General features: G+C 70.4%; 15 protein-coding genes. 10 read left to right on the forward strand and 5 right to left on the reverse strand.

Annotated elements, in window-relative coordinates; genetic code table 11:
- The 9 genes from AB4039_RS28595 to pgi form a co-directional block, all read left to right on the forward strand.
- On the forward strand, positions 1 to 1,021 hold a 1,021-nt coding region (locus tag AB4039_RS28595; RefSeq protein WP_442272154.1), incomplete at its 5' end, for a gluconeogenesis factor YvcK family protein.
- Positions 1,012 to 2,007 carry a DNA-binding protein WhiA gene (gene whiA, locus AB4039_RS28600; RefSeq protein WP_030237199.1) on the forward strand — a complete coding sequence of 332 codons (996 nt, stop codon included), beginning with the start codon at positions 1,012 to 1,014 and terminating at the stop codon, positions 2,005 to 2,007. The genes AB4039_RS28595 and whiA, both read left to right, overlap by 10 nt.
- A 145-nt stretch (positions 2,008 to 2,152) precedes the next feature.
- Positions 2,153 to 5,113: a M14 family zinc carboxypeptidase gene (locus AB4039_RS28605; protein ID WP_442272155.1), complete on the forward strand. Its 2,961-nt coding sequence runs from the start codon at positions 2,153 to 2,155 to the stop codon at positions 5,111 to 5,113.
- Between the two features lie 209 nt (positions 5,114 to 5,322).
- A complete protein-coding gene (gene gap, locus AB4039_RS28610; RefSeq protein WP_030237192.1) occupies positions 5,323 to 6,327 on the forward strand; it encodes a type I glyceraldehyde-3-phosphate dehydrogenase in 1,005 nt (334 codons plus the stop codon).
- Between the two features lie 133 nt (positions 6,328 to 6,460).
- The gene (locus AB4039_RS28615) at positions 6,461 to 7,672 is read left to right on the forward strand and encodes a phosphoglycerate kinase (RefSeq protein WP_266838410.1); all 1,212 of its coding nucleotides are present in this window, start codon (positions 6,461 to 6,463) and stop codon (positions 7,670 to 7,672) included.
- 6 nt (positions 7,673 to 7,678) lie between these two features.
- Positions 7,679 to 8,467 carry a triose-phosphate isomerase gene (tpiA, locus tag AB4039_RS28620; protein ID WP_266838409.1) on the forward strand — a complete coding sequence of 263 codons (789 nt, stop codon included), beginning with the start codon at positions 7,679 to 7,681 and terminating at the stop codon, positions 8,465 to 8,467.
- A gap of 151 nt (positions 8,468 to 8,618) precedes the next feature.
- On the forward strand, positions 8,619 to 8,849 hold the full coding sequence (gene secG, locus AB4039_RS28625) for a preprotein translocase subunit SecG (RefSeq protein ID WP_266841556.1): 231 nt from the start codon (positions 8,619 to 8,621) through the stop codon (positions 8,847 to 8,849).
- A gap of 179 nt (positions 8,850 to 9,028) precedes the next feature.
- Positions 9,029 to 9,364 (forward strand): RNA polymerase-binding protein RbpA, encoded by a 336-nt coding sequence (locus AB4039_RS28630; RefSeq protein WP_007263454.1) that lies wholly within the window; start codon positions 9,029 to 9,031, stop codon positions 9,362 to 9,364.
- Between the two features lie 166 nt (positions 9,365 to 9,530).
- On the forward strand, positions 9,531 to 11,183 hold the full coding sequence (gene pgi / locus AB4039_RS28635) for a glucose-6-phosphate isomerase (RefSeq protein ID WP_266841554.1): 1,653 nt from the start codon (positions 9,531 to 9,533) through the stop codon (positions 11,181 to 11,183).
- Positions 11,184 to 11,243: 60 nt separating this feature from the next.
- Here the strand turns inward: pgi and pgl are convergent, their stop codons facing one another.
- The 5 genes from pgl to tkt form a co-directional block, all read right to left on the reverse strand.
- Positions 11,244 to 12,023, reverse strand: a complete 780-nt coding sequence (gene pgl, locus AB4039_RS28640) for a 6-phosphogluconolactonase (RefSeq protein ID WP_266838408.1) — start codon at positions 12,021 to 12,023, stop codon at positions 11,244 to 11,246.
- A gap of 119 nt (positions 12,024 to 12,142) precedes the next feature.
- Positions 12,143 to 13,192: a glucose-6-phosphate dehydrogenase assembly protein OpcA gene (opcA, locus tag AB4039_RS28645; RefSeq protein ID WP_266838407.1), complete on the reverse strand. Its 1,050-nt coding sequence runs from the start codon at positions 13,190 to 13,192 to the stop codon at positions 12,143 to 12,145.
- Complete coding sequence (gene zwf, locus AB4039_RS28650) at positions 13,189 to 14,718, reverse strand: glucose-6-phosphate dehydrogenase (protein ID WP_266841553.1); 1,530 nt, start codon at positions 14,716 to 14,718, stop codon at positions 13,189 to 13,191. Before zwf ends, opcA begins: the two co-directional genes overlap by 4 nt.
- Before the next feature lie 2 nt (positions 14,719 to 14,720).
- A complete protein-coding gene (tal, locus tag AB4039_RS28655) occupies positions 14,721 to 15,839 on the reverse strand; it encodes a transaldolase (protein ID WP_442272156.1) in 1,119 nt (372 codons plus the stop codon).
- Positions 15,840 to 15,875: 36 nt separating this feature from the next.
- Positions 15,876 to 17,963: a transketolase gene (gene tkt / locus AB4039_RS28660; RefSeq protein WP_266838405.1), complete on the reverse strand. Its 2,088-nt coding sequence runs from the start codon at positions 17,961 to 17,963 to the stop codon at positions 15,876 to 15,878.
- A gap of 312 nt (positions 17,964 to 18,275) precedes the next feature.
- Between tkt and AB4039_RS28665 the strand changes: the two genes are divergently transcribed.
- On the forward strand, positions 18,276 to 19,223 hold the full coding sequence (locus AB4039_RS28665) for a heme o synthase (protein ID WP_266841551.1): 948 nt from the start codon (positions 18,276 to 18,278) through the stop codon (positions 19,221 to 19,223).
- Positions 19,224 to 19,233 lie beyond the last annotated feature (10 nt).

Genomic DNA, 19,233 nt, shown 5'->3' on the forward strand with positions numbered 1-19,233 from the left:
GGACGGCGCGGCGGCGCGCCCCGGCCGCCGCGGCGCGGCCGCGGCCAAGGTCGCCGCGCCCAAGGTCGTCGCCCTCGGCGGCGGCATGGGCCTGTCGGCCTCCCTCGCGGCCCTGCGCCGGATCACCGGTGACGGCGAGCTCACGGCCGTGGTCACCGTCGCCGACGACGGCGGCTCCAGCGGCCGGCTCCGGGAGGAGCTGGGCGTGCTGCCCCCCGGCGACCTGCGCAAGGCGCTGGCCGCGCTGTGCGGGGACGACGACTGGGGCCAGACCTGGGCACGCGTGATCCAGCACCGGTTCCAGTCGGCCGGCGATCTCCACGAGCACGCGGTCGGCAACCTGCTGATCGTCGCCCTGTGGGAGCAGCTCGGCGACCCCGTCCAGGCCCTCGACCTGGTCGGGAAGCTGCTGGGCGCGCAGGGCCGGGTGCTGCCGATGTCGGCGGTGCCGCTGGAACTCCAGGCGCTGGTCAAGGGCCATGATCCGGCGCGTCCGGAGGACGTGGACACCGTACGGGGGCAGGCCACGGTGGCCCTGACGCCGGGCGAGGTGCTCTCGGTCCAGGTCGTCCCCGCCGGACCGCCGGCCGTGCCGGAGGCGGTCGCCGCCGTGCTGGACGCGGACTGGGTGGTGCTCGGCCCGGGGTCCTGGTTCTCCTCGGTCATTCCGCACCTGCTGGTGCCGGAACTGCTCGACGCGCTGATGGAGACGAAGGCCCGGCGGGTCCTCTCGTTGAACCTCGCACCGCAGCCCGGCGAAACAGAGGGCTTCTCTCCGCAGCGTCATTTGGAGGTTTTGGCCCGACACGCCCCTAAACTCGCCCTGGACGTGGTGCTGGCCGACGAGGCCGCCGTGCCCGACCGCGAGTCCCTCGCCGATGCCGCGAAACGGTTCGGTGCCGCGGTCGAGCTGGCCCCCGTGGCCAGGCAGGACGGCTCTCCGAAGCACGACCCGGAGCTGCTGGCCGCCGCGTACGACCGTATTTTTCGGATGCATGGAAGGATCGGCCCATGGCGATGACGCCCGCGGTGAAGGATGAGATCTCCCGCCTCCCCGTCACCCGGACCTGCTGCAGGAAGGCGGAGGTCTCGGCGATCCTTCGGTTCGCGGGCGGGCTGCACCTGGTGAGCGGCCGCATCGTCATCGAGGCCGAACTGGACACGGGCATCGCCGCCCGCCGGCTCCGCAAGGACATCCTGGAGATCTTCGGCCACTCCTCCGACCTGGTGGTGATGGCCCCGGGCGGACTGCGCCGGGGCAGCCGCTTCGTCGTCCGGGTCGTCGCGGGCGGGGACCAGCTGGCACGCCAGACGGGCCTCGTGGACGGCCGCGGCCGCCCGATCCGGGGCCTTCCCCCGCAGGTGGTCTCCGGGGCCACCTGTGACGCGGAGGCGGCCTGGCGCGGTGCCTTCCTGGCCCACGGCTCCCTCACCGAGCCGGGCCGGTCCTCCTCCTTGGAGGTCACCTGCCCCGGCCCCGAGGCCGCCCTGGCCCTGGTGGGTGCCGCCCGCCGGCTCTCCATCGCCGCCAAGGCGCGCGAGGTGCGCGGGGTGGACCGCGTCGTCGTCCGTGACGGTGACGCGATCGGCGCCCTGCTGACCCGGCTCGGCGCCCACGAGTCGGTGCTCGCCTGGGAGGAGCGGCGGATGCGGCGCGAGGTGCGTGCCACCGCCAACCGCCTCGCCAACTTCGACGACGCCAACCTGCGCCGCTCGGCGCGGGCCGCGGTGGCCGCCGGAGCCCGGGTGCAGCGCGCGCTGGAGATCCTCGGCGAGGAGGTTCCCGAGCACCTCGCCGCGGCCGGCCGGCTGCGCATGGAGCACAAGCAGGCCTCCCTGGAGGAGCTGGGCGCGCTCGCCGACCCGCCGCTGACCAAGGACGCCGTCGCCGGCCGGATCCGCCGCCTGCTCGCCATGGCCGACAAGCGGGCGCAGGACCTGGGCATCCCGGGCACCGAGTCCAACCTGGACCTCAGCGAGGAGCTGGCCGACAACATGGCCGGCTGACCCGTACGTCCGCACGTGGTCCGGCAGGGGCCCGCACGCTCACTCGTGCGGGCCCCTTCTCGGTACGCCCCATTGACATGAGCACGGGCCGGTCGTGAGCCTGGCGTCCGCACGCTTTCGTGGCAGACGACGCCCAGGGGGGCACATGAGGCAACGCGCGAGATCGATCCTCGCCGCAAGCGCACTCGTCTTCGGAACCACACTCGCCGCGCTACCCGTGGCGGCCCACGCCCAGCCCGCGTCCGGCACCGCGTCCGGCGCCGACGAGGTGCGGGTCTACGACGCCGACATCACCAAGGAACAGGTCCCGCTCGTCCTGGCCGCCGGCCAGGACGCCCACGAGCTCGCCGAACGCGCCCCGCAGACCGGGACCGCCAAGGTCGAGCTCTTCCTCACGGGGGACCAGGCCGCGGGACTCGCCGCCCAGGGCGTCAAACTCGCCGAGCGCAAGGTCCCCGCCCAGGCGCTGGCCCGTGCCAAGGCCGCCGGGGACGGGGTCTTCCGCCCGTACAGCGGCAAGGGCGGCCTCCAGGAGGAGATCCTGCGGACCGCGCAGCAGAACCCCGGGCTCACCAAGGTCGTCTCCATCGGCAAGACCGTCCAGGGCAAGGACATCCTCGCCCTCAAGGTCAGCAAGGACGCGAAGAAGGCCAAGGACGGCGACAAGCCGTCCGTGCTCTACATGTCCAACCAGCACGCCCGTGAGTGGATCACCCCCGAGATGACCCGGCGGCTGATGCACCACACGCTGGACGAGTACGGCAAGGACCCGCGGATCACCAAGCTCGTGGACTCCACCGAGCTGTGGTTCCTGCTCTCCGCCAACCCCGACGGCTACGACTACACGTTCACGGCCGACAGCGCCCGGCTGTGGCGCAAGAACCTCCACGACAACAACGGCGACGGCAAGATCACGGCCGTGGACGGCGTGGACCTCAACCGGAACTTCTCCTACAAGTGGGGCTACGACAACGAGGGTTCCTCCCCGAGCCTCTCCAGCGAGACCTACCGCGGCCCGAGCGCCTCCTCCGAGCCCGAGACCAGGGCCCTGGACGCCTTCGAGAAGCGCATCGGCTTCCGGTACGCCATCAACTACCACTCGGCCTCCGAGCTGCTGCTCTACGGAGTGGGCTGGCAGGTGGCCACCCCGACCCCCGACGACGTCGCCTACAAGGCGCTCGCCGGCACCCCCGAGAAGTCCGCCGTCCCCGGTTACTACCCGCAGCTCTCCTCCGAGCTGTACACGACCAACGGCGAGGCGGACGGCCACGCGGCCAACGTCAACGGCGTCATGATGTTCACGCCGGAGATGACCACCTGCCAGACGGCCTCGGCGATCGACCCGAACGACCGGTGGAAGCCCGAGGACTGCGCCTCCGGATTCAACTTCCCGGACGACGAGAAGCTGATCCAGCAGGAGTTCGCCAAGAACGTCCCCTTCGCACTGTCCGTCGGCGAGAGCGCCGCGCACCCGGACCAGCCCTCCTCCTCCGTGGGCCTGAGCGCCGCCGACTTCACCCCCGACCCCTTCACCACCTCCTACGTGGAGCGGGGCGAGGACCAGACGGTCGCGGTCACCGCCCGCAAGGCCCTGAAGGACAAGCGGCTCAACTTCCGGATCAACGGCGGCCGCACGCACGACGACGCACTCAAGGCCTGGAAGGGCGGTGACGTCTACGGCGGCGAGGACAACAACTGGTTCGACGAGTACCGGGCCAAGGTGGACGGGGCCGGGCCCGGCGACAAGGTCGAGGTGTGGTTCACCGGCCGCGACCGTTCCGACAAGCAGGTCTCCAGCGAGCACTTCACGTACACCGTGGCGCAGCGCGCCCGCGCGGACGTCCTGGTGATCGCGGAGGAGGGCGCGAAGGCCCAGCAGGCCCAGACCTACGTGGACGCGCTGCGCGCCAACGGGAAGTCGGCCGCCGTCTGGGACGTGGCCACCCAGGGAGTCCCCCACCACCTCGGGGTGCTCTCGCACTTCTCCACCGCCGTCCACTACACCGGGGCCAAGGCGCCCGGCGGCGAGACGCAGCTGGCCGTGCGCGACTTCCTCAACGAGGGCGGCAAGCTGATCGAGGCCGGTGAACTGGCGGGCGGCCGGGCCCAGGTCGGCCGCGCCCTGACGGACGACTTCAGCCAGTACTACCTCGGCGCCTACGGGCGGGCGGGCGTCTCCGGCCCCACCGGCTTCACCGGCGCGGGCTCACTCGCAGGCGTCAAGGGCGGCCTGGCCGGCGCGGCGGGCAACCCGCTCGACGCCCCCGGCGCCTACACCGTCACCTCCGACAGCCTGCCGGCGGCGCAGTTCCCGCAGTTCAAGAGCGCGCAGGCGGGCCAGTACGCCGGGGTCGTGAACCCGTACGCCCCGTACGCGGGCAGCGGGATGGCCGCGGCCACCCACGAGGACGACGACTGGAAGCGCCTCACGCGGACCGTCGACCTCACCAAGGTCACCGCCGCGGAGCGGCCGCAGCTGAAGATGGCCCTCAACTGGAACACCGAGGAGGGCTACGACCACGCCGTCCTGGAGGCCCGTACCGCCGGAGGCGAGGACTGGACCACACTCCCGGACTCGGGCGGGCTGAGCTCCACCACAGTCCCGGCGGAGTGCGAGGCCGGATTCCTCGTCAACGACCACCCCTTCCTGCGCCACTACCTCACCCTGAACGGCGGCGGTTGCTCACCGAGCGGCACCAGCGGGGCGTGGAACAGCTTCACCGGATCCTCGGGCGGCTGGAAGCAGGTCTCCTTCGACCTGAGCGCCTACGCGGGCAAGACCGTCGAGGTCTCGCTCTCCTACGTCACCGACCCGGGTTCGGGCGGCCGCGGTGTCTTCGCGGACGAGGCCCGGGTCTCCCTGGGCGGGACCGACCAGGCCGTCGAGGGCTTCGAGAGCTCGCTCGGTGCGTGGACGGCGCAGGGCGCACCTGCCGGAAGTCCCGATGTTCCGGGCGATTGGTCCAGGTCGGGCGAACTGTTCAAGTCCTACGCGGCGGTCACTACGCGTGACACGGTGCTCCTCGGCTTCGGCCTGGAGCACGTGCCGGCCGCGGCGGACCGTGCCGTACTCCTGGGCAAGGCACTTCGCTCGCTGAACCACTGACCTGCGGCCCCACCCCCGATCACAGTGCGTGACGGGGCCCGAGGTCCCCGAGGTCCCGTGCCGGCGCGTCTGGTACAGGGCCTCGGGGCGTGTCCGGCTCCCGTCGATGTCACTCCCAAGCTCACGGAGAGGTAGGGTCGTAAGCGGTCGGGGACATCCCATACAGCTCGCCGGCGGACAGGCCGGCGTACCAACGAGGAGATCGGTTCGTGACGATCCGCGTAGGCATCAATGGTTTTGGCCGCATTGGCCGCAACTACTTCCGGGCGCTCCTGGAGCAGGGAGCGGACATCGAGATCGTCGGTGTCAACGACCTGACTGACAACGCCACCCTGGTGCACCTGCTCAAGTACGACACCATCCTGGGCCGCCTCAAGGCCGAGGTCTCCCACACCGCCGACACCATCACGGTGGGCGGCAACACCTTCAAGACCTTCGCCGAGCGCGACCCCGCGAACCTCCCCTGGGGCGAGCTGGGTGCCGACATCGTCATCGAGTCGACCGGCATCTTCACGAAGAAGGCCGACGCCTCCAAGCACCTTGCCGCCGGCGCGAAGAAGGTCCTCATCTCGGCTCCGGCCAAGGACGAGGACATCACGATCGTGATGGGTGTCAACCAGGACAAGTACGACGCGGCCAACCACCACGTCATCTCCAACGCCTCCTGCACCACCAACTGCGTGGCGCCGATGGCCAAGGTCCTCCTGGAGAACTTCGGCATCGTCAAGGGCATGATGACCACGGTCCACGCCTACACGAACGACCAGCGCATCCTGGACTTCCCGCACTCGGACCTGCGCCGCGCCCGTGCCGCCGCCGAGAACATCATCCCGACCACCACCGGTGCCGCCAAGGCCACCGCCCTGGTCATCCCGGAGCTCGCGGGCAAGCTCGACGGCATCGCGATGCGCGTCCCGGTCCCCACCGGTTCCGTGACCGACCTGGTCATCGAGCTGGAACGCGAGGTGACCAAGGACGAGGTCAACACCGCCTTCCAGAAGGCCGCCGAGGGCCAGCTGAAGGGCATCCTCGACTACACCGAGGACGCGATCGTCTCCTCCGACATCGTGAACTGGCCGGCCTCCTGCACCTTCGACTCCTCCCTGACCATGGTCCAGGGCAAGAGCGTCAAGGTCATCGGCTGGTACGACAACGAGTGGGGCTACTCCAACCGCCTCGTCGACCTCACCGTCTTCGTTGGCGGTCAGCTCTAAAACGTAGGGCAAGGCACCACCATGTGAGCACAGGGTCCGCTCGGCGCGATGAGGCGCCGTTCGGGCCCTGTGGCTTGCCTGGCCCTCCCGTCCTCGCCCTCCGGGTGAAGGTCTCCTAAGGAGTAGGAAACACATGAAGACGATCGACGAACTGCTCGCCGAGGGCGTCACCGGCAAGCGGGTCTTCGTCCGCGCCGACCTCAACGTGCCGCTCGCGAACGGTGAGATCACCGACGACGGCCGCATCCGCGCCGTCCAGCCGACGATCGCGAAGCTCGCCGAAGCCGGCGCCCGCGTGATCGTGGCCTCGCACCTGGGCCGCCCCAAGGGCGCCCCGGACCCGGCCTTCTCGCTGGCCCCGGCCGCCAAGCGGCTCGGTGAACTGCTCGGCGCGGACGTCGCGTTCGCCACCGACACGGTCGGCTCCTCCGCCAAGGAGACCGTCGCCGCCCTCGCCGACGGCCGGGTCGCGGTCATCGAGAACCTGCGCTTCAACGCCGGTGAGACCGCGAAGGACGACGCCGAGCGCGGCGCCTTCGCGGACCGGCTCGCCGAGCTGGCCGACGTCTACGTCGGCGACGGCTTCGGCGCCGTCCACCGCAAGCACGCCTCGGTATTCGACCTGCCCGCGCGCCTCCCGCACGTCGCCGGGTACCTGATCGCCACCGAGGTCGGCGTCCTGAAGAAGCTCACCGCCGAGGTCAAGCGCCCGTACGTGGTCGTCCTGGGCGGCGCCAAGGTCTCCGACAAGCTCGCCGTCATCGACGAGCTCCTCGGCAAGGCCGACCGCCTCCTCATCGGCGGCGGCATGGCGTACACCTTCCTCAAGGCCAAGGGCTACGAGGTCGGCATCTCCCTGCTCCAGGAAGACCAGCTGGACAAGGTCACGGAGTACATGGAGCGCGCCGAGAAGAACGGCGTCGAGCTGGTCCTGCCGGTCGACGTCCTCGTCTCCGGGGACTTCCCCGACCTGAAGACCAAGGCCCCGGCCGACTTCGAGACCGTCGACGCGGACAAGATCCCTGCCGACAAGGAGGGCCTCGACATCGGCCCCAAGACGCGTGAGCTCTACGCGTCGAAGATCGTCGATGCCGAGACCGTGTTCTGGAACGGCCCGGTCGGCGTCTTCGAGCACCCCGACTACGCGAACGGCACCAAGGCCGTCGCGCAGGCCCTCGTCGACAGCAACGCCTTCACCGTCGTCGGTGGCGGCGACAGCGCTGCCGCGGTCCGCATCCTGGGCTTCGACGAGAACGCCTTCGGTCACATTTCCACCGGTGGTGGCGCCAGCCTCGAATACCTCGAGGGCAAGACGCTCCCCGGCCTCGCCGCCCTGGAGGGCTGAACCCCTATGACTGCTGCTGCCAACGGCCGTACCCCGCTGATGGCGGGCAACTGGAAGATGAACCTCAACCACCTTGAGGCCATCGCCCACACCCAGAAGATCGCCTTCTCGCTCGCCGACAAGGACTACGACGCCGTCGACGTGGCGGTGCTCCCGCCCTTCGTCGACCTGCGCTCGGTCCAGACCCTGGTCGACGCCGACAAGCTGAAGATCAAGTACGGCGCCCAGGACATCTCGGCGCACGACTCCGGCGCCTACACCGGCGAGATCTCCGGCCCGATGCTCGCGAAGCTCGGCTGCACCTTCGTGGCCGTCGGCCACAGCGAGCGCCGCCAGTACCACGGCGAGGGCGACGAGGTCTGCAACGCCAAGGTCAAGGCCGCCTACAAGCACGGGCTCACCCCGATCCTGTGCGTCGGCGAGGGCCTGGACGTCCGCAAGGCCGGCGGCCAGGTCGCGCACACGCTGGCCCAGGTCGACGGCGGTCTCAAGGACGTCCCGGCCGAGCAGGCCGAGTCCATCGTGATCGCGTACGAGCCCGTCTGGGCCATCGGGACCGGCGAGGTCGCCACCCCCGAGGACGCCCAGGAGGTCTGCGGTGCGATCCGCGGCCGCCTCGCGGAGCTGTACTCCCAGGAGCTGGCCGACAAGGTCCGCATCCAGTACGGCGGCTCCGTGAAGTCCGGCAACATCGCCGCGATCATGGCGCAGCCCGACGTCGACGGCGCCCTGATCGGCGGCGCGGCGCTGGACGTGGACGAGTTCGTCAAGATCGTCCGCTTCCGCGACCAGTGAAGCGACCGGTGAGTATGCGGTAGGGCGGATCCGTCGTACCCTTGCGGGGGCCAGGGGGCTGCGATCGGCAGCCGCTGGCCCCCGCGGGCGTCGCAGGCCCGGTAAAACCTGAAAGCCCAGAATGCCCAGAAAGTAGGAATCAGCCGTGATTATGGGGTTCTCGATCGCCCTGGTCGTCTTCAGCGCCCTGCTGATGCTGCTCGTGCTGATGCACAAGGGCAAGGGTGGCGGTCTGTCCGACATGTTCGGCGGCGGCATGCAGTCCTCGGTCGGCGGCTCCTCCGTGGCAGAGCGCAACCTCGACCGCATCACCGTCGTGATCGGGCTCCTGTGGTTCGCCTGCATCGTGACGCTCGGCCTGCTCACGAAGTCGAGCAGCTGACCGTTCTGGCCATTGTGCCGGTCCCGTCGGCTCCGCCCCGCCTATCATGAGGTCCTGTGTCCACGGCTGGAGCGAGTAACTCCGGTTAGTGGACGCGCGTTGGGCCTTCCGTAGACTGGGGCGCCCGCAGCGGACATCCCCTCTCGCTCCGCGGCACCATCACGCAGGGAGTTACGACCGTGGCAAGTGGCAACGCGATTCGTGGAAGTCGGGTCGGAGCCGGGCCGATGGGCGAGGCCGAGCGCGGTGAATCCGCGCCCCGCCTGCGCATCTCCTTCTGGTGCTCGAACGGGCACGAGACGCAGCCGAGCTTCGCCAGCGACGCACAGGTGCCGGACACCTGGGACTGCCCGCGCTGCGGGTTCCCGGCCGGCCAGGACCGGGACAACCCGCCCGCGCCGCCGCGCACCGAGCCGTACAAGACGCACCTCGCGTACGTACGGGAACGCCGCACCGACGCCGACGGCGAGGCCATCCTCGCCGAGGCCCTCGCCAAGCTCCGCGGCGAGATCTGAGGACCGGCGACAACCGGCACCACCCTTGAGAGTGACTCGGGGCCCGGCCCGTGGGAGAGCGAATCCCGCGGGCCGGGCCCCTTTTTGTCCGTTGTCCCCCCTCGGATCCCTTAGGTTTGGAGGCGGCGGGGCACAACAGGACGGAAGAAGTGGGTTGATGTCCGAGATGAATGCAGACAGCCGTACGAGGCTTGACCGGACGCCGCAGTGGAACGCGCTCGGCAAGCACCGTGAAGAGCTGGGGCAGACGCATCTGCGGGAGCTGTTCGAGGCGGACCCGGAGCGCGGCACCAAGTACACCCTGGCGGCCGGGGACCTGCACATCGACTACGCGAAGCACCTCGTCACCGACGAGACGCTCGCGCTGCTGCGCGAACTGGCCGCGGCGACCGGCGTCGCCGAACTGCGCGACGCCATGTTCCGCGGCGAGAAGATCAACATCACCGAGGACCGGGCGGTCCTGCACACCGCGCTGCGCGCCCCGGAGAGTGCCGTCGTGAAGGTCGACGGCGAGGACGTCGTCCCGGAGGTGCACTCGGTCCTGCGCAAGATGGCGGCCTTCTCCGACCGGGTCCGGTCGGGGGAGTGGACGGGCCACACCGGCAAGCGCATCAAGAACGTCGTCAACATCGGCATCGGCGGCTCCGACCTCGGCCCGGCGATGGCGTACGAGGCCCTGCGGGCCTTCAGCGACCGCGACCTGACGATGCGTTTCGTCTCCAACGTCGACGGCGCGGACCTGCACGAGGCCGTGCGCGACCTGGACCCGGCCGAGACGCTCTTCATCATCGCCTCGAAGACCTTCACCACCATCGAGACCATCACCAACGCCACCTCGGCGCGGGACTGGCTGCTCACGGAGTTGGGGGCCGGTGAAGAGGCCGTCGCCCGCCACTTCGTGGCGCTGTCGACCAACGAGGAGAAGGTCGCCGAGTTCGGCATCGACACGGCCAACATGTTCGGGTTCTGGGACTGGGTCGGCGGCCGCTACTCCTTCGACTCGGCCATCGGGCTCTCCCTGATGATCGCCATCGGCCCGGACCACTTCCGGCAGCTGCTGGACGGCTTCCACCTGATGGACGAGCACTTCCGCACGGCGCCGCCGGAGGAGAACGCGCCGCTGCTGATGGGGCTGTTGGGGATCTGGTACGGCAACTTCCACGACGCGCAGTCCCATGCGGTCCTGCCGTACAGCCACTACCTGTCGCGGTTCACGGCCTACCTCCAGCAGCTCGACATGGAGTCCAACGGCAAGTCGGTCGACCGCAACGGCGACCCCGTCGACTGGCAGACCGGCCCGGTCGTGTGGGGCACCCCCGGCACCAACGGGCAGCACGCGTACTACCAGTTGATCCACCAGGGCACGAAGCTGATCCCGGCGGACTTCATCGGCTTCGCCCGACCGGTGGACGGCCTCCTCCCCGGCCTGGTGGCCCAGCACGACCTGCTGATGGCCAACTTCTTCGCCCAGACGCAGGCCCTGGCCTTCGGCAAGACGCCGGAGGAGGTGCGCGCGGAGGGCGTCGCCGAGGAGCTCGTCCCGCACAAGACCTTCCGGGGCAACCACCCGACGACGACGATCCTCGCCCGCGAGCTGACCCCGTCGGTACTGGGGCAGCTCATCGCCCTCTACGAGCACAAGGTGTTCGTCCAGGGCGCCGTGTGGAACATCGACTCCTTCGACCAATGGGGCGTCGAGCTCGGCAAGGTCCTCGCCAAGCGGCTGGAGCCCGCACTGGTGGAGGGGGCCGATGTGGCGGGCCTCGACCCCTCGACGCGGGCGCTCGTGGCCAGGTACCGGGAACTGCGCGGCCGCTGAGCCCTCCGGCGTGAACGCGAAAGCGCCCCGCACCGACCGGTGCGGGGCGCTTTCGCCCGTTCAGGACGCCGGGGAGTACAGCCCGGCCGGCAGCTTGGCCGCCGCCGCCCGGTCCAGCAGCCACAGCGTGCGGCTGCGGCCGTAGGCCTGCGCGGCAGGGGCCTGGACCCCGCCCGCGCCGCCGAGCGCGACGGCCACCGCCGCGGCCTTGTCCTCGCCGGCCGCCAGCAGCCACACCTCGCGGGCCGCGCGGATCGCCGGGAGGGTCAGGGAGACCCGGGTGGGCGGGGGCTTCGGGGCGCCGTGCACGCCGACGACGGTGCGCTCGGTCTCCCGGGTCGCCGGGTGTTCCGGGAACAGCGAGGCCACGTGCGTGTCCGGGCCGACGCCCAGCATCAGCACGTCGAAGGTGGGGACCGGACCGTGGTCCTCCGGCCCGGAGGCCCGCTCCAGCTCCGCCGCGTAGGCGGCCGCGGCGGCGTCCACGTCCACCCCGTACGGGCCGTCGGAGGCGGGCATGACGTGCACCCGCGCGGGATCCACCGGGACGGAGTCCAGGAGGGCCTCACGGGCCTGCACGTGGTTGCGCTCGGGGTCGTCGGCGGGGACGTAGCGCTCGTCGCCCCACCAGAGGTCGATGCGGGACCAGTCGACCGCGTCCCGGGCGGGGGCGACGGAGAGGGCCGCGAGCAGGCCGTTGCCGTTGCGGCCGCCGGTCAGGACCACGGAGGCGCTGCCACGGGCGGCCTGCGCGTCCACGATCTTCGTGATGAGCCGGGCCGCCGTGGCCTGGGCCATCAGCTCCTTGTCCCGGTGGACGACGACCTGGGGAGTCGTCATACCCATGTGCTGCCGCCTTCTTGGTAGTTCGGGTCGTGCGGTGGTTCCGGTCCGGGGCGGAGCACCGGGGGACGGATGAAGGGCGGGGCGGGGAGCCGCTCCGCCCTTCACCGGTACCGCTACTTGGCCGGGGCCTTCTTCGCCGCCGGCTTGGCGGCGGGCTTGGCCGGGGCCGGGGCCTCGGCCGGAGCCTCGGCCTCGGGCTCCGCCTCGGCCGGAGCCGCGGCGGCGGCCGGGGCGGCCGCCTCCAGGCGGGCCACGCCGAACTTCAGCGAGGCCTCGTAGGTGTTGTCCGGGTCCAGCCGGCGCAGCTCCTCCGCCAGCAGCTCGGCCGTGTCCCGGCGCTTGAGAGCCACCGCACGGTCGGGCTGCCCCGGCATGCACAGCGTCGCCAGCGCGCCGTCCGCCCGGTCCAGGACGATCGAGCCGTCCTTGGTCTCCAGCCGTACGGCGGTCAGCCCCGGCCCGCCGGAGAGGGCGCGGTGGACCGGCACCCCGAGACGGTCCGCCAGCCACATGGCCAGCAGCTCGCAGCTCGGGTTCTCGTCCTCGCCCTCGACGGTCGCCGAGGCGACGGCCGACAGGCCCTGCTGGTCCAGCGCGGCGGCCAGCATCGAACGCCACGGGGTGATCCGGGTCCAGGACAGGTCGGTGTCACCCGGCGCGTACGCCGCCGCCCGCTCGCCGAGCGCGGCGATGGGCTTCTCCGAGGAGTAGGTGTCGGTGATCCGGCGCTGTCCCAGCGCGCCCAGCGGGTCGCCCGCCAGGTCCGCGGGAGCACCCTCCGGCCACCAGACGACCACGGGGGCGTCGGGCAGCAGGAGCGGGAGCACCACCGACTGGGCGTGGTCGACCAGTTCGCCGTGCAGGCGGAGCACGACCGTCTCCCCGCTGCCGGCGTCCGCCCCGACGCGGATCTCCGCGTCGAGGCGGGCGTCACGGCGGCTGCGCGGGGAACGGCTGACCCGCTTGACCACGACGACGATCCGCGAGGGGTGTTCGTGGGACGCGTCGTTCGCCGACTTGAGCGCGTCGTACGCGTTCTCCTCGTCGGTCACGATCACCAGCGTGAGGACCATGCCGATGGCCGGCGTGCCGATGTCCCGGCGCGCCTGCACCAACGCGGCGTTGATCTTGCTGGAGGTGGTCTCCGTGAGGTCGATCTTCATGGCCGGCGCCAGCTCCGTCCGTCTCGTGCGAGCATCTCGTCCGCCTCGACCGGCCCCCAGGTGCCCGCCGGGTACTGCGCGGGCTTGCCGTGCTTGTCCCAGTACTCCTCGATCGGGTCGAGGATGTTCCAGGACAGCTCGACTTCCTGGTGACGCGGGAAGAGGTTCGCGTCGCCGAGGAGGACGTCGAGGATGAGCCGCTCGTACGCCTCGGGGCTGGACTCGGTGAAGGACTCGCCGTAGGCGAAGTCCATCGTGACGTCCCGGACCTCCATGGAGGTGCCCGGCACCTTGGAGCCGAAGCGGACGGTCACGCCCTCGTCCGGCTGGACCCGGATGACCAGGGCGTTCTGCCCCAGCTCCTCGGTCGCGCCCGACTCGAACGGCAGGTACGGCGCCCGCTTGAAGACCACGGCGATCTCGGTCACCCGGCGGCCCAGGCGCTTGCCCGTCCGCAGGTAGAAGGGGACGCCCGCCCAGCGGCGGTTGTTGATCTCCAGGCGGATGGCCGCGTAGGTGTCGGTCTTCGACTTGGGGTCGATGCCGTCCTCTTCGAGGTACCCGACGACCTTCTCGCCACCCTGCCAGGCCGCCGAGTACTGGCCGCGCACGGTGTGCTTGCCCAGGTCCTCGGGCAGCTCCACGGCGGTGAGCACCTTGAGCTTCTCGGCCACCAGCGCCTTGGGATGGAAGGAGCCCGGCTCCTCCATCGCGGTCAGCGCCAGCAGCTGGAGCAGGTGGTTCTGGATGACGTCGCGCGCGGCGCCGATGCCGTCGTAGTAGCCGGCCCGGCCACCGATGCCGATGTCCTCCGCCATGGTGATCTGCACGTGGTCGACGTACGACCGGTTCCAGATCGGCTCGAACATGGTGTTGGCGAAGCGGAGCGCCAGGATGTTCTGGACGGTCTCCTTGCCGAGGTAGTGGTCGATCCGGAAGACCTCGTCACGGGGGAAGACCTCGTGGACGACCTTGTTGAGCTCTTCCGCGCTCTTGAGGTTGTGGCCGAAGGGCTTCTCGATGACGGCGCGCCGCCAGGAGCCTTCCTTCTGTGCCAGACCGTGGTCCTTGAGCTGCTGGACCACCTTGGGGAAGAACTTCGGGGGCACGGAGAGGTAGAAGGCGAAGTTGCCGCCCGTCCCCTGTGCCTTGTCGAGTTCCTCGATCGTGGCCTTGAGGGTCTCGAAGGCCGCGTCGTCGTCGAAATCGCCCTGGACGAACCGGCAGCCCTGCACCAACTGCTGCCAGACCTCTTCGCGGAAGGGGGTGCGGGAGTGCTGCTTGACAGCGTCGTGCACCTCCTTGGCGAAGTCCTCGTCCTGCCACTCGCGGCGGGCGAAGCCGATCAGGGAGAAGCCCGGCGGCAGCAGGCCGCGGTTCGCCAGGTCGTAGACGGCGGGCATCAGCTTCTTGCGCGACAGGTCACCCGTAACGCCGAAAATGACCAGGCCGGACGGCCCCGCGATGCGCGGGAGCCGCCGGTCCTGTGCGTCACGAAGCGGGTTCGCTCCGTTCACCGACAAAATACTCAGTCCTCCGCGGGGGCGAGGCGCTTGAGTTCCGCCTCGGTCGACTTCAGCAGGTCGTTCCACGACGCCTCGAACTTCTCGACGCCTTCGTCTTCGAGCAGCTGCACCACATCGTCGTACGCGATGCCCAGCTTCGCGACCGCGTCGAGCTCGGCGCGAGCCTGCTCGTACGTGCCGCGGATGGTGTCGCCGGAGACCTCGCCGTGGTCGGCGGTGGCCTCCAGGGTGGCCTCGGGCATGGTGTTCACGGTGCCGGGGGCGACCAGGTCCACCACGTACAGGGTGTCCTTGTACGCCGGGTCCTTGACGCCGGTCGAGGCCCACAGCGGGCGCTGCTTGTTGGCGTGCGCCCTGTCCAGGGCCGCCCAGCGCTCGGAGGAGAAGACCTCTTCGTAGGCCTCGTAGGCCAGACGGGCGTTGGCGAGGGCCGCCTTGCCCTTCAGGGCCTTCGCCTCGTCGGTCCCGATGCCGTCGAGGCGCTTGTCGATCTCGCTGTCCACGCGGGACACGAAGAAGGAGGCGACCGAGTGGATCTCGGAGAGGTCCAGGCCGGCGGCCTTCGCCTTCTCCAGGCCCGCCAGGTACGCGTCCATGACCGCGCGGTAGCGCTCCAGCGAGAAGATCAGCGTGACGTTGACGCTGATCCCCCGGCCGATGACCTCGGTGATCGCCGGCAGGCCGGCCTCGGTCGCCGGGATCTTGATCAGGGTGTTCGGGCGGTCCACCAGCCAGGCGAGCTGCTTGGCCTCGGCGATGGTCGCCGTGGTCTCGTGCGCCAGACGCGGGTCGACCTCGATCGACACGCGGCCGTCCTGGCCCTCGGTCGCGTCGAAGACCGGGCGCAGGATGTCGGCGGCGTCGCGGACGTCCGCCGTGGTGATCATCCGGATCGCCTCGTCGACGGTGACCTTGCGGGCGGCGAGGTCGGCGAGCTGCTGCTCGTAACCGTCACCGCTGCTGATCGCCTTCTGGAAGATGGACGGGTTGGTGGTGACACCGACCACGTGGCTCTGGTCGATGAGCTCGGCGAGGTTGCCGGACGTGATGCGCTTGCGGGACAGGTCGTCCAGCCAGATCGCCACGCCCTCGTCGGAGAGGCGCTTGAGTGCGTCTGTCATGGGAATTGCATCTCCTACTTGGTTCTGGTGCCGGACTCAGCGCGCGGCGGCGGTGATGGAGGCCTTGGCTGCTGCGGTCACGGCTTCGGCGGTGAGGCCGAACTCGCGGAACAGGACGGCGCCGTCGGCGGAGGCACCGAAGTGCTCCAGCGAGACGATCCGGCCCGCGTCACCGACGTAACGGTGCCAGGTCAGGCCGATGCCGGCCTCGACCGCGACTCGCGCCTTGACGGAGGGGGGCAGCACGCTGTCCTTGTACTCCTGGTCCTGCTCCTCGAACCACTCGACGCACGGCATCGAGACCACGCGCGCCGGAACGCCCTCGGCCTGGAGCGCCTCGCGCGCGGCGACGGCGAGCTGGACCTCGGAACCGGTGCCGATGAGCACGACCTGCGCGGGGCCGCCCTCGGCCTCGAACAGCACGTACCCGCCCTTGGCGGCGTCCTCGTTGCGCTCGTAGGTCGGCACGCCCTGGCGGGTCAGCGCCAGACCGTGCGGGGCACCCTTGCCGAACACCTTGGTGTGGCGGCGCAGGACCTCGCGCCAGGCGATGGCGGTCTCGTTCGCGTCGGCCGGACGGACGACGTTCAGACCCGGGATGGCGCGCAGCGCGGCGACGTGCTCGACCGGCTGGTGGGTCGGGCCGTCCTCGCCGAGGCCGATGGAGTCGTGCGTCCACACGTACGTCACCGGCAGGTGCATCAGCGCGGACAGCCGGACGGCGTTGCGCATGTAGTCGGAGAACACCAGGAAGGTGCCGCCGTAGATGCGGGTGTGGCCGTGCAGGGCGATGCCGTTCATGGCCGCGGCCATGGCGTGCTCGCGGATGCCGAAGTGGATGGTGCGGCCGTACGGGTCGGCCTCCGGCAGCGGATTGCCCACCGGCAGGAACGAGGAGTTCTTGTCGATGGTGGTGTTGTTGGAGCCGGCCAGGTCGGCCGAGCCGCCCCACAGCTCCGGGATGATCGCGCCGAGCGCTTCGAGGACCTTGCCGGAGGCGGCGCGGGTGGCGACGCCCTTGCCGGTCTCGAAGACGGGGAGCTTGTCCTCCCAGCCGGCGGGCAGCTCGTTGGCGTTGACGCGGTCGAACTCGGCCGCGCGCTGCGGGTTGGCGGTGCGCCAGGCGGAGAACTCCTTCTCCCAGGCGGCGCGGGCGTCACGGCCGCGGTCCACGAGGCCGCGGGTGTGGCCGAGGACCGCGTCGGAGACCTCGAAGGTCTGCTCCGGGTCGAAGCCGAGCACGCGCTTGGTCGCGGCGACCTCGTCGTTGCCGAGGGCCGAGCCGTGGGAGGCCTCGGTGCCCTGGGCGTGCGGGGCCGGCCAGGCGATGATCGAGCGGGCCGCGATGAAGGACGGACGCTCCGTCTCGGCCTTCGCGGCCTGGAAGGCCTCGAACAGCGCCTTCGGGTCGAGGTCGCCGTTGGCCTGCGGGGCCACGCGCTGGACGTGCCAGCCGTACGCCTCGTAGCGCTTCAGGGTGTCTTCGGAGACGGCGGTCTCGGTGTCGCCCTCGATGGAGATGTGGTTGTCGTCCCACAGGAGCACGAGGTTGCCGAGCTTCTGGTGGCCGGCCAGCGCGGACGCCTCGTGGGAGATGCCCTCCTGGAGGCAGCCGTCGCCCGCGATCGCGTAGACCATGTGGTCGAACGGGGAGGTGCCGGTGGCCGCCTCCGGGTCGAACAGACCGCGCTCGTAGCGGGCGGCCATGGCCATGCCCACCGCGTTCGCGATGCCCTGGCCCAGCGGGCCGGTGGTGGTCTCGACGGCGGCCGTGTGGCCGTACTCCGGGTGCCCGGGGGTCTTGGAGCCCCAGGTGCGGAACGCCTTGAGGTCGTCCAGCTCCAGGCCGAAGCCACCCAGGTAGAGCTGGGTGTAGAGGGTCAGGGACGAGTGCCCCGCGGAGAGCACGAAACGGTCACGGCCGACCCACTCGGGGTCCGCCGGGTCGTGCCGCATGACCTTCTGGAAGAGGGTGTACGCGGCGGGGGCCAGGCTCATCGCCGTACCGGGGTGGCCGTTTCCGACCTTCTGGACCGCGTCCGCGGCCAGGATGCGGGCGGTGTCGACGGCCCGCTGGTCCAGTTCGGTCCATTCGAGCTCTGTGGTGGTCGGCTTGGTGCTCACCGTTGGTCAGGGCTCCTCTCCACATGTTGAATTCCCGGTGACGAACGACGCACCGGCGCGATTCCGAGCCTACCCCCGCGAGGGCGTGCGGCTATTCGAGTGCAGGCAGTGCGTCGTCAGGTCGGTGCCCCCTGTTCATCCGGCGTCCGCACGCGTGAACCGTCCGTCCGGTCCGATCGACCCAACACGAGACGACCCCCGCGCGGGGCGACGCAAGTGCAACGTCTAGAGTGGCGTGGTACGCGCAAGCCTTTACCGGCCCTTCATGTCCTGAAGGGTGCGAGTCGGAGCTTGCTGGATTCTCTCTCAGGGGTGTGCGTGACGGCCGTCGAATCCCGTCCAGCGGGGGTGCTCGGGACGAGCCCCGGTCACCGGCCGTTCGGGGCCCGGGTCATGGCTTTCGTGGCATTGACCAAGCCGCGGATCATCGAACTTCTGCTGATCACCACAGTGCCGGTGATGTTCCTCGCCGAGCAGGGCGTGCCGTCTCTGTGGCTGGTGCTCGCCACCTGCTTCGGCGGCTACCTCTCCGCGGGCGGCGCCAACGCGCTGAACATGTACATCGACCGCGACATCGACGCGCTGATGGACCGTACGGCGCAGCGTCCGCTGGTGACCGGCATGGTGAGCCCCCGCGAGTGCCTGGTCTTCGGCATCTCGCTCGGCGTGATCTCCACCCTGTTCTTCGGTCTGCTGATCAACTGGCTGTCGGCCGCGCTCTCGCTCGGCGCGCTCCTCTTCTACGTCGTGGTCTACACGATGCTGCTCAAGCGGCGCACGGCGCAGAACATCGTCTGGGGCGGGATCGCCGGCTGCCTGCCGGTGCTCATCGGCTGGTCGGCCGTCAAGAACGAGGTCTCCTGGGCCGCGGTCATCCTCTTCCTCGTCATCTTCTTCTGGACGCCGCCGCACTACTGGCCGCTGTCGATGAAGGTGAAGGACGACTACGCGCGCGTCGGCGTGCCGATGCTGCCGGTCGTGGCGGGCAACAAGGCCGTCGCCAAGCAGATCGTCCTCTACAGCTGGGTGATGGTGGCGGTGTCGCTGCTGCTGACCCCGCTGGGGTACACCGGCTGGTTCTACACCTCGGTCGCGCTGCTGGCCGGCGGCTGGTGGCTGTGGGAGGCGCACGCGCTCAGCGCCCGCGCCAAGGCCGGGGTGACGGGTGCGAAGCTCAAGGAGATGCGGCTGTTCCACTGGTCCATCACCTATGTGTCGCTCCTCTTCGTCGCCGTGGCCGTGGATCCCTTCCTCCGTTGATTACTCGCCG

Origin of the sequence: Streptomyces sp. M-16 (assembly GCF_052114405.1) — a bacterium.
Taxonomy (GTDB): Bacteria; Actinomycetota; Actinomycetes; order Streptomycetales; family Streptomycetaceae; genus Streptomyces.

What these genes read in the sequence shown, in the direction of transcription:
- whiA (WP_030237199.1), top strand. Translation starts at nt 1,012, where the DNA reads ATGGCGATGACGCCCGCGGTGAAGGATGAGATCTCCCGCCTCCCCGTC.
- AB4039_RS28605 (WP_442272155.1), top strand. Translation starts at nt 2,153, where the DNA reads ATGAGGCAACGCGCGAGATCGATCCTCGCCGCAAGCGCACTCGTCTTC.
- AB4039_RS28615 (WP_266838410.1), top strand. Translation starts at nt 6,461, where the DNA reads ATGAAGACGATCGACGAACTGCTCGCCGAGGGCGTCACCGGCAAGCGG.
- tpiA (WP_266838409.1), top strand. Translation starts at nt 7,679, where the DNA reads ATGACTGCTGCTGCCAACGGCCGTACCCCGCTGATGGCGGGCAACTGG.
- secG (WP_266841556.1), top strand. Translation starts at nt 8,619, where the DNA reads ATGGGGTTCTCGATCGCCCTGGTCGTCTTCAGCGCCCTGCTGATGCTG.
- pgi (WP_266841554.1), top strand. Translation starts at nt 9,531, where the DNA reads ATGAATGCAGACAGCCGTACGAGGCTTGACCGGACGCCGCAGTGGAAC.
- pgl (WP_266838408.1), bottom strand. Translation starts at nt 12,023, where the DNA reads ATGACGACTCCCCAGGTCGTCGTCCACCGGGACAAGGAGCTGATGGCC.
- opcA (WP_266838407.1), bottom strand. Translation starts at nt 13,192, where the DNA reads ATGAAGATCGACCTCACGGAGACCACCTCCAGCAAGATCAACGCCGCG.
- tal (WP_442272156.1), bottom strand. Translation starts at nt 15,839, where the DNA reads ATGACAGACGCACTCAAGCGCCTCTCCGACGAGGGCGTGGCGATCTGG.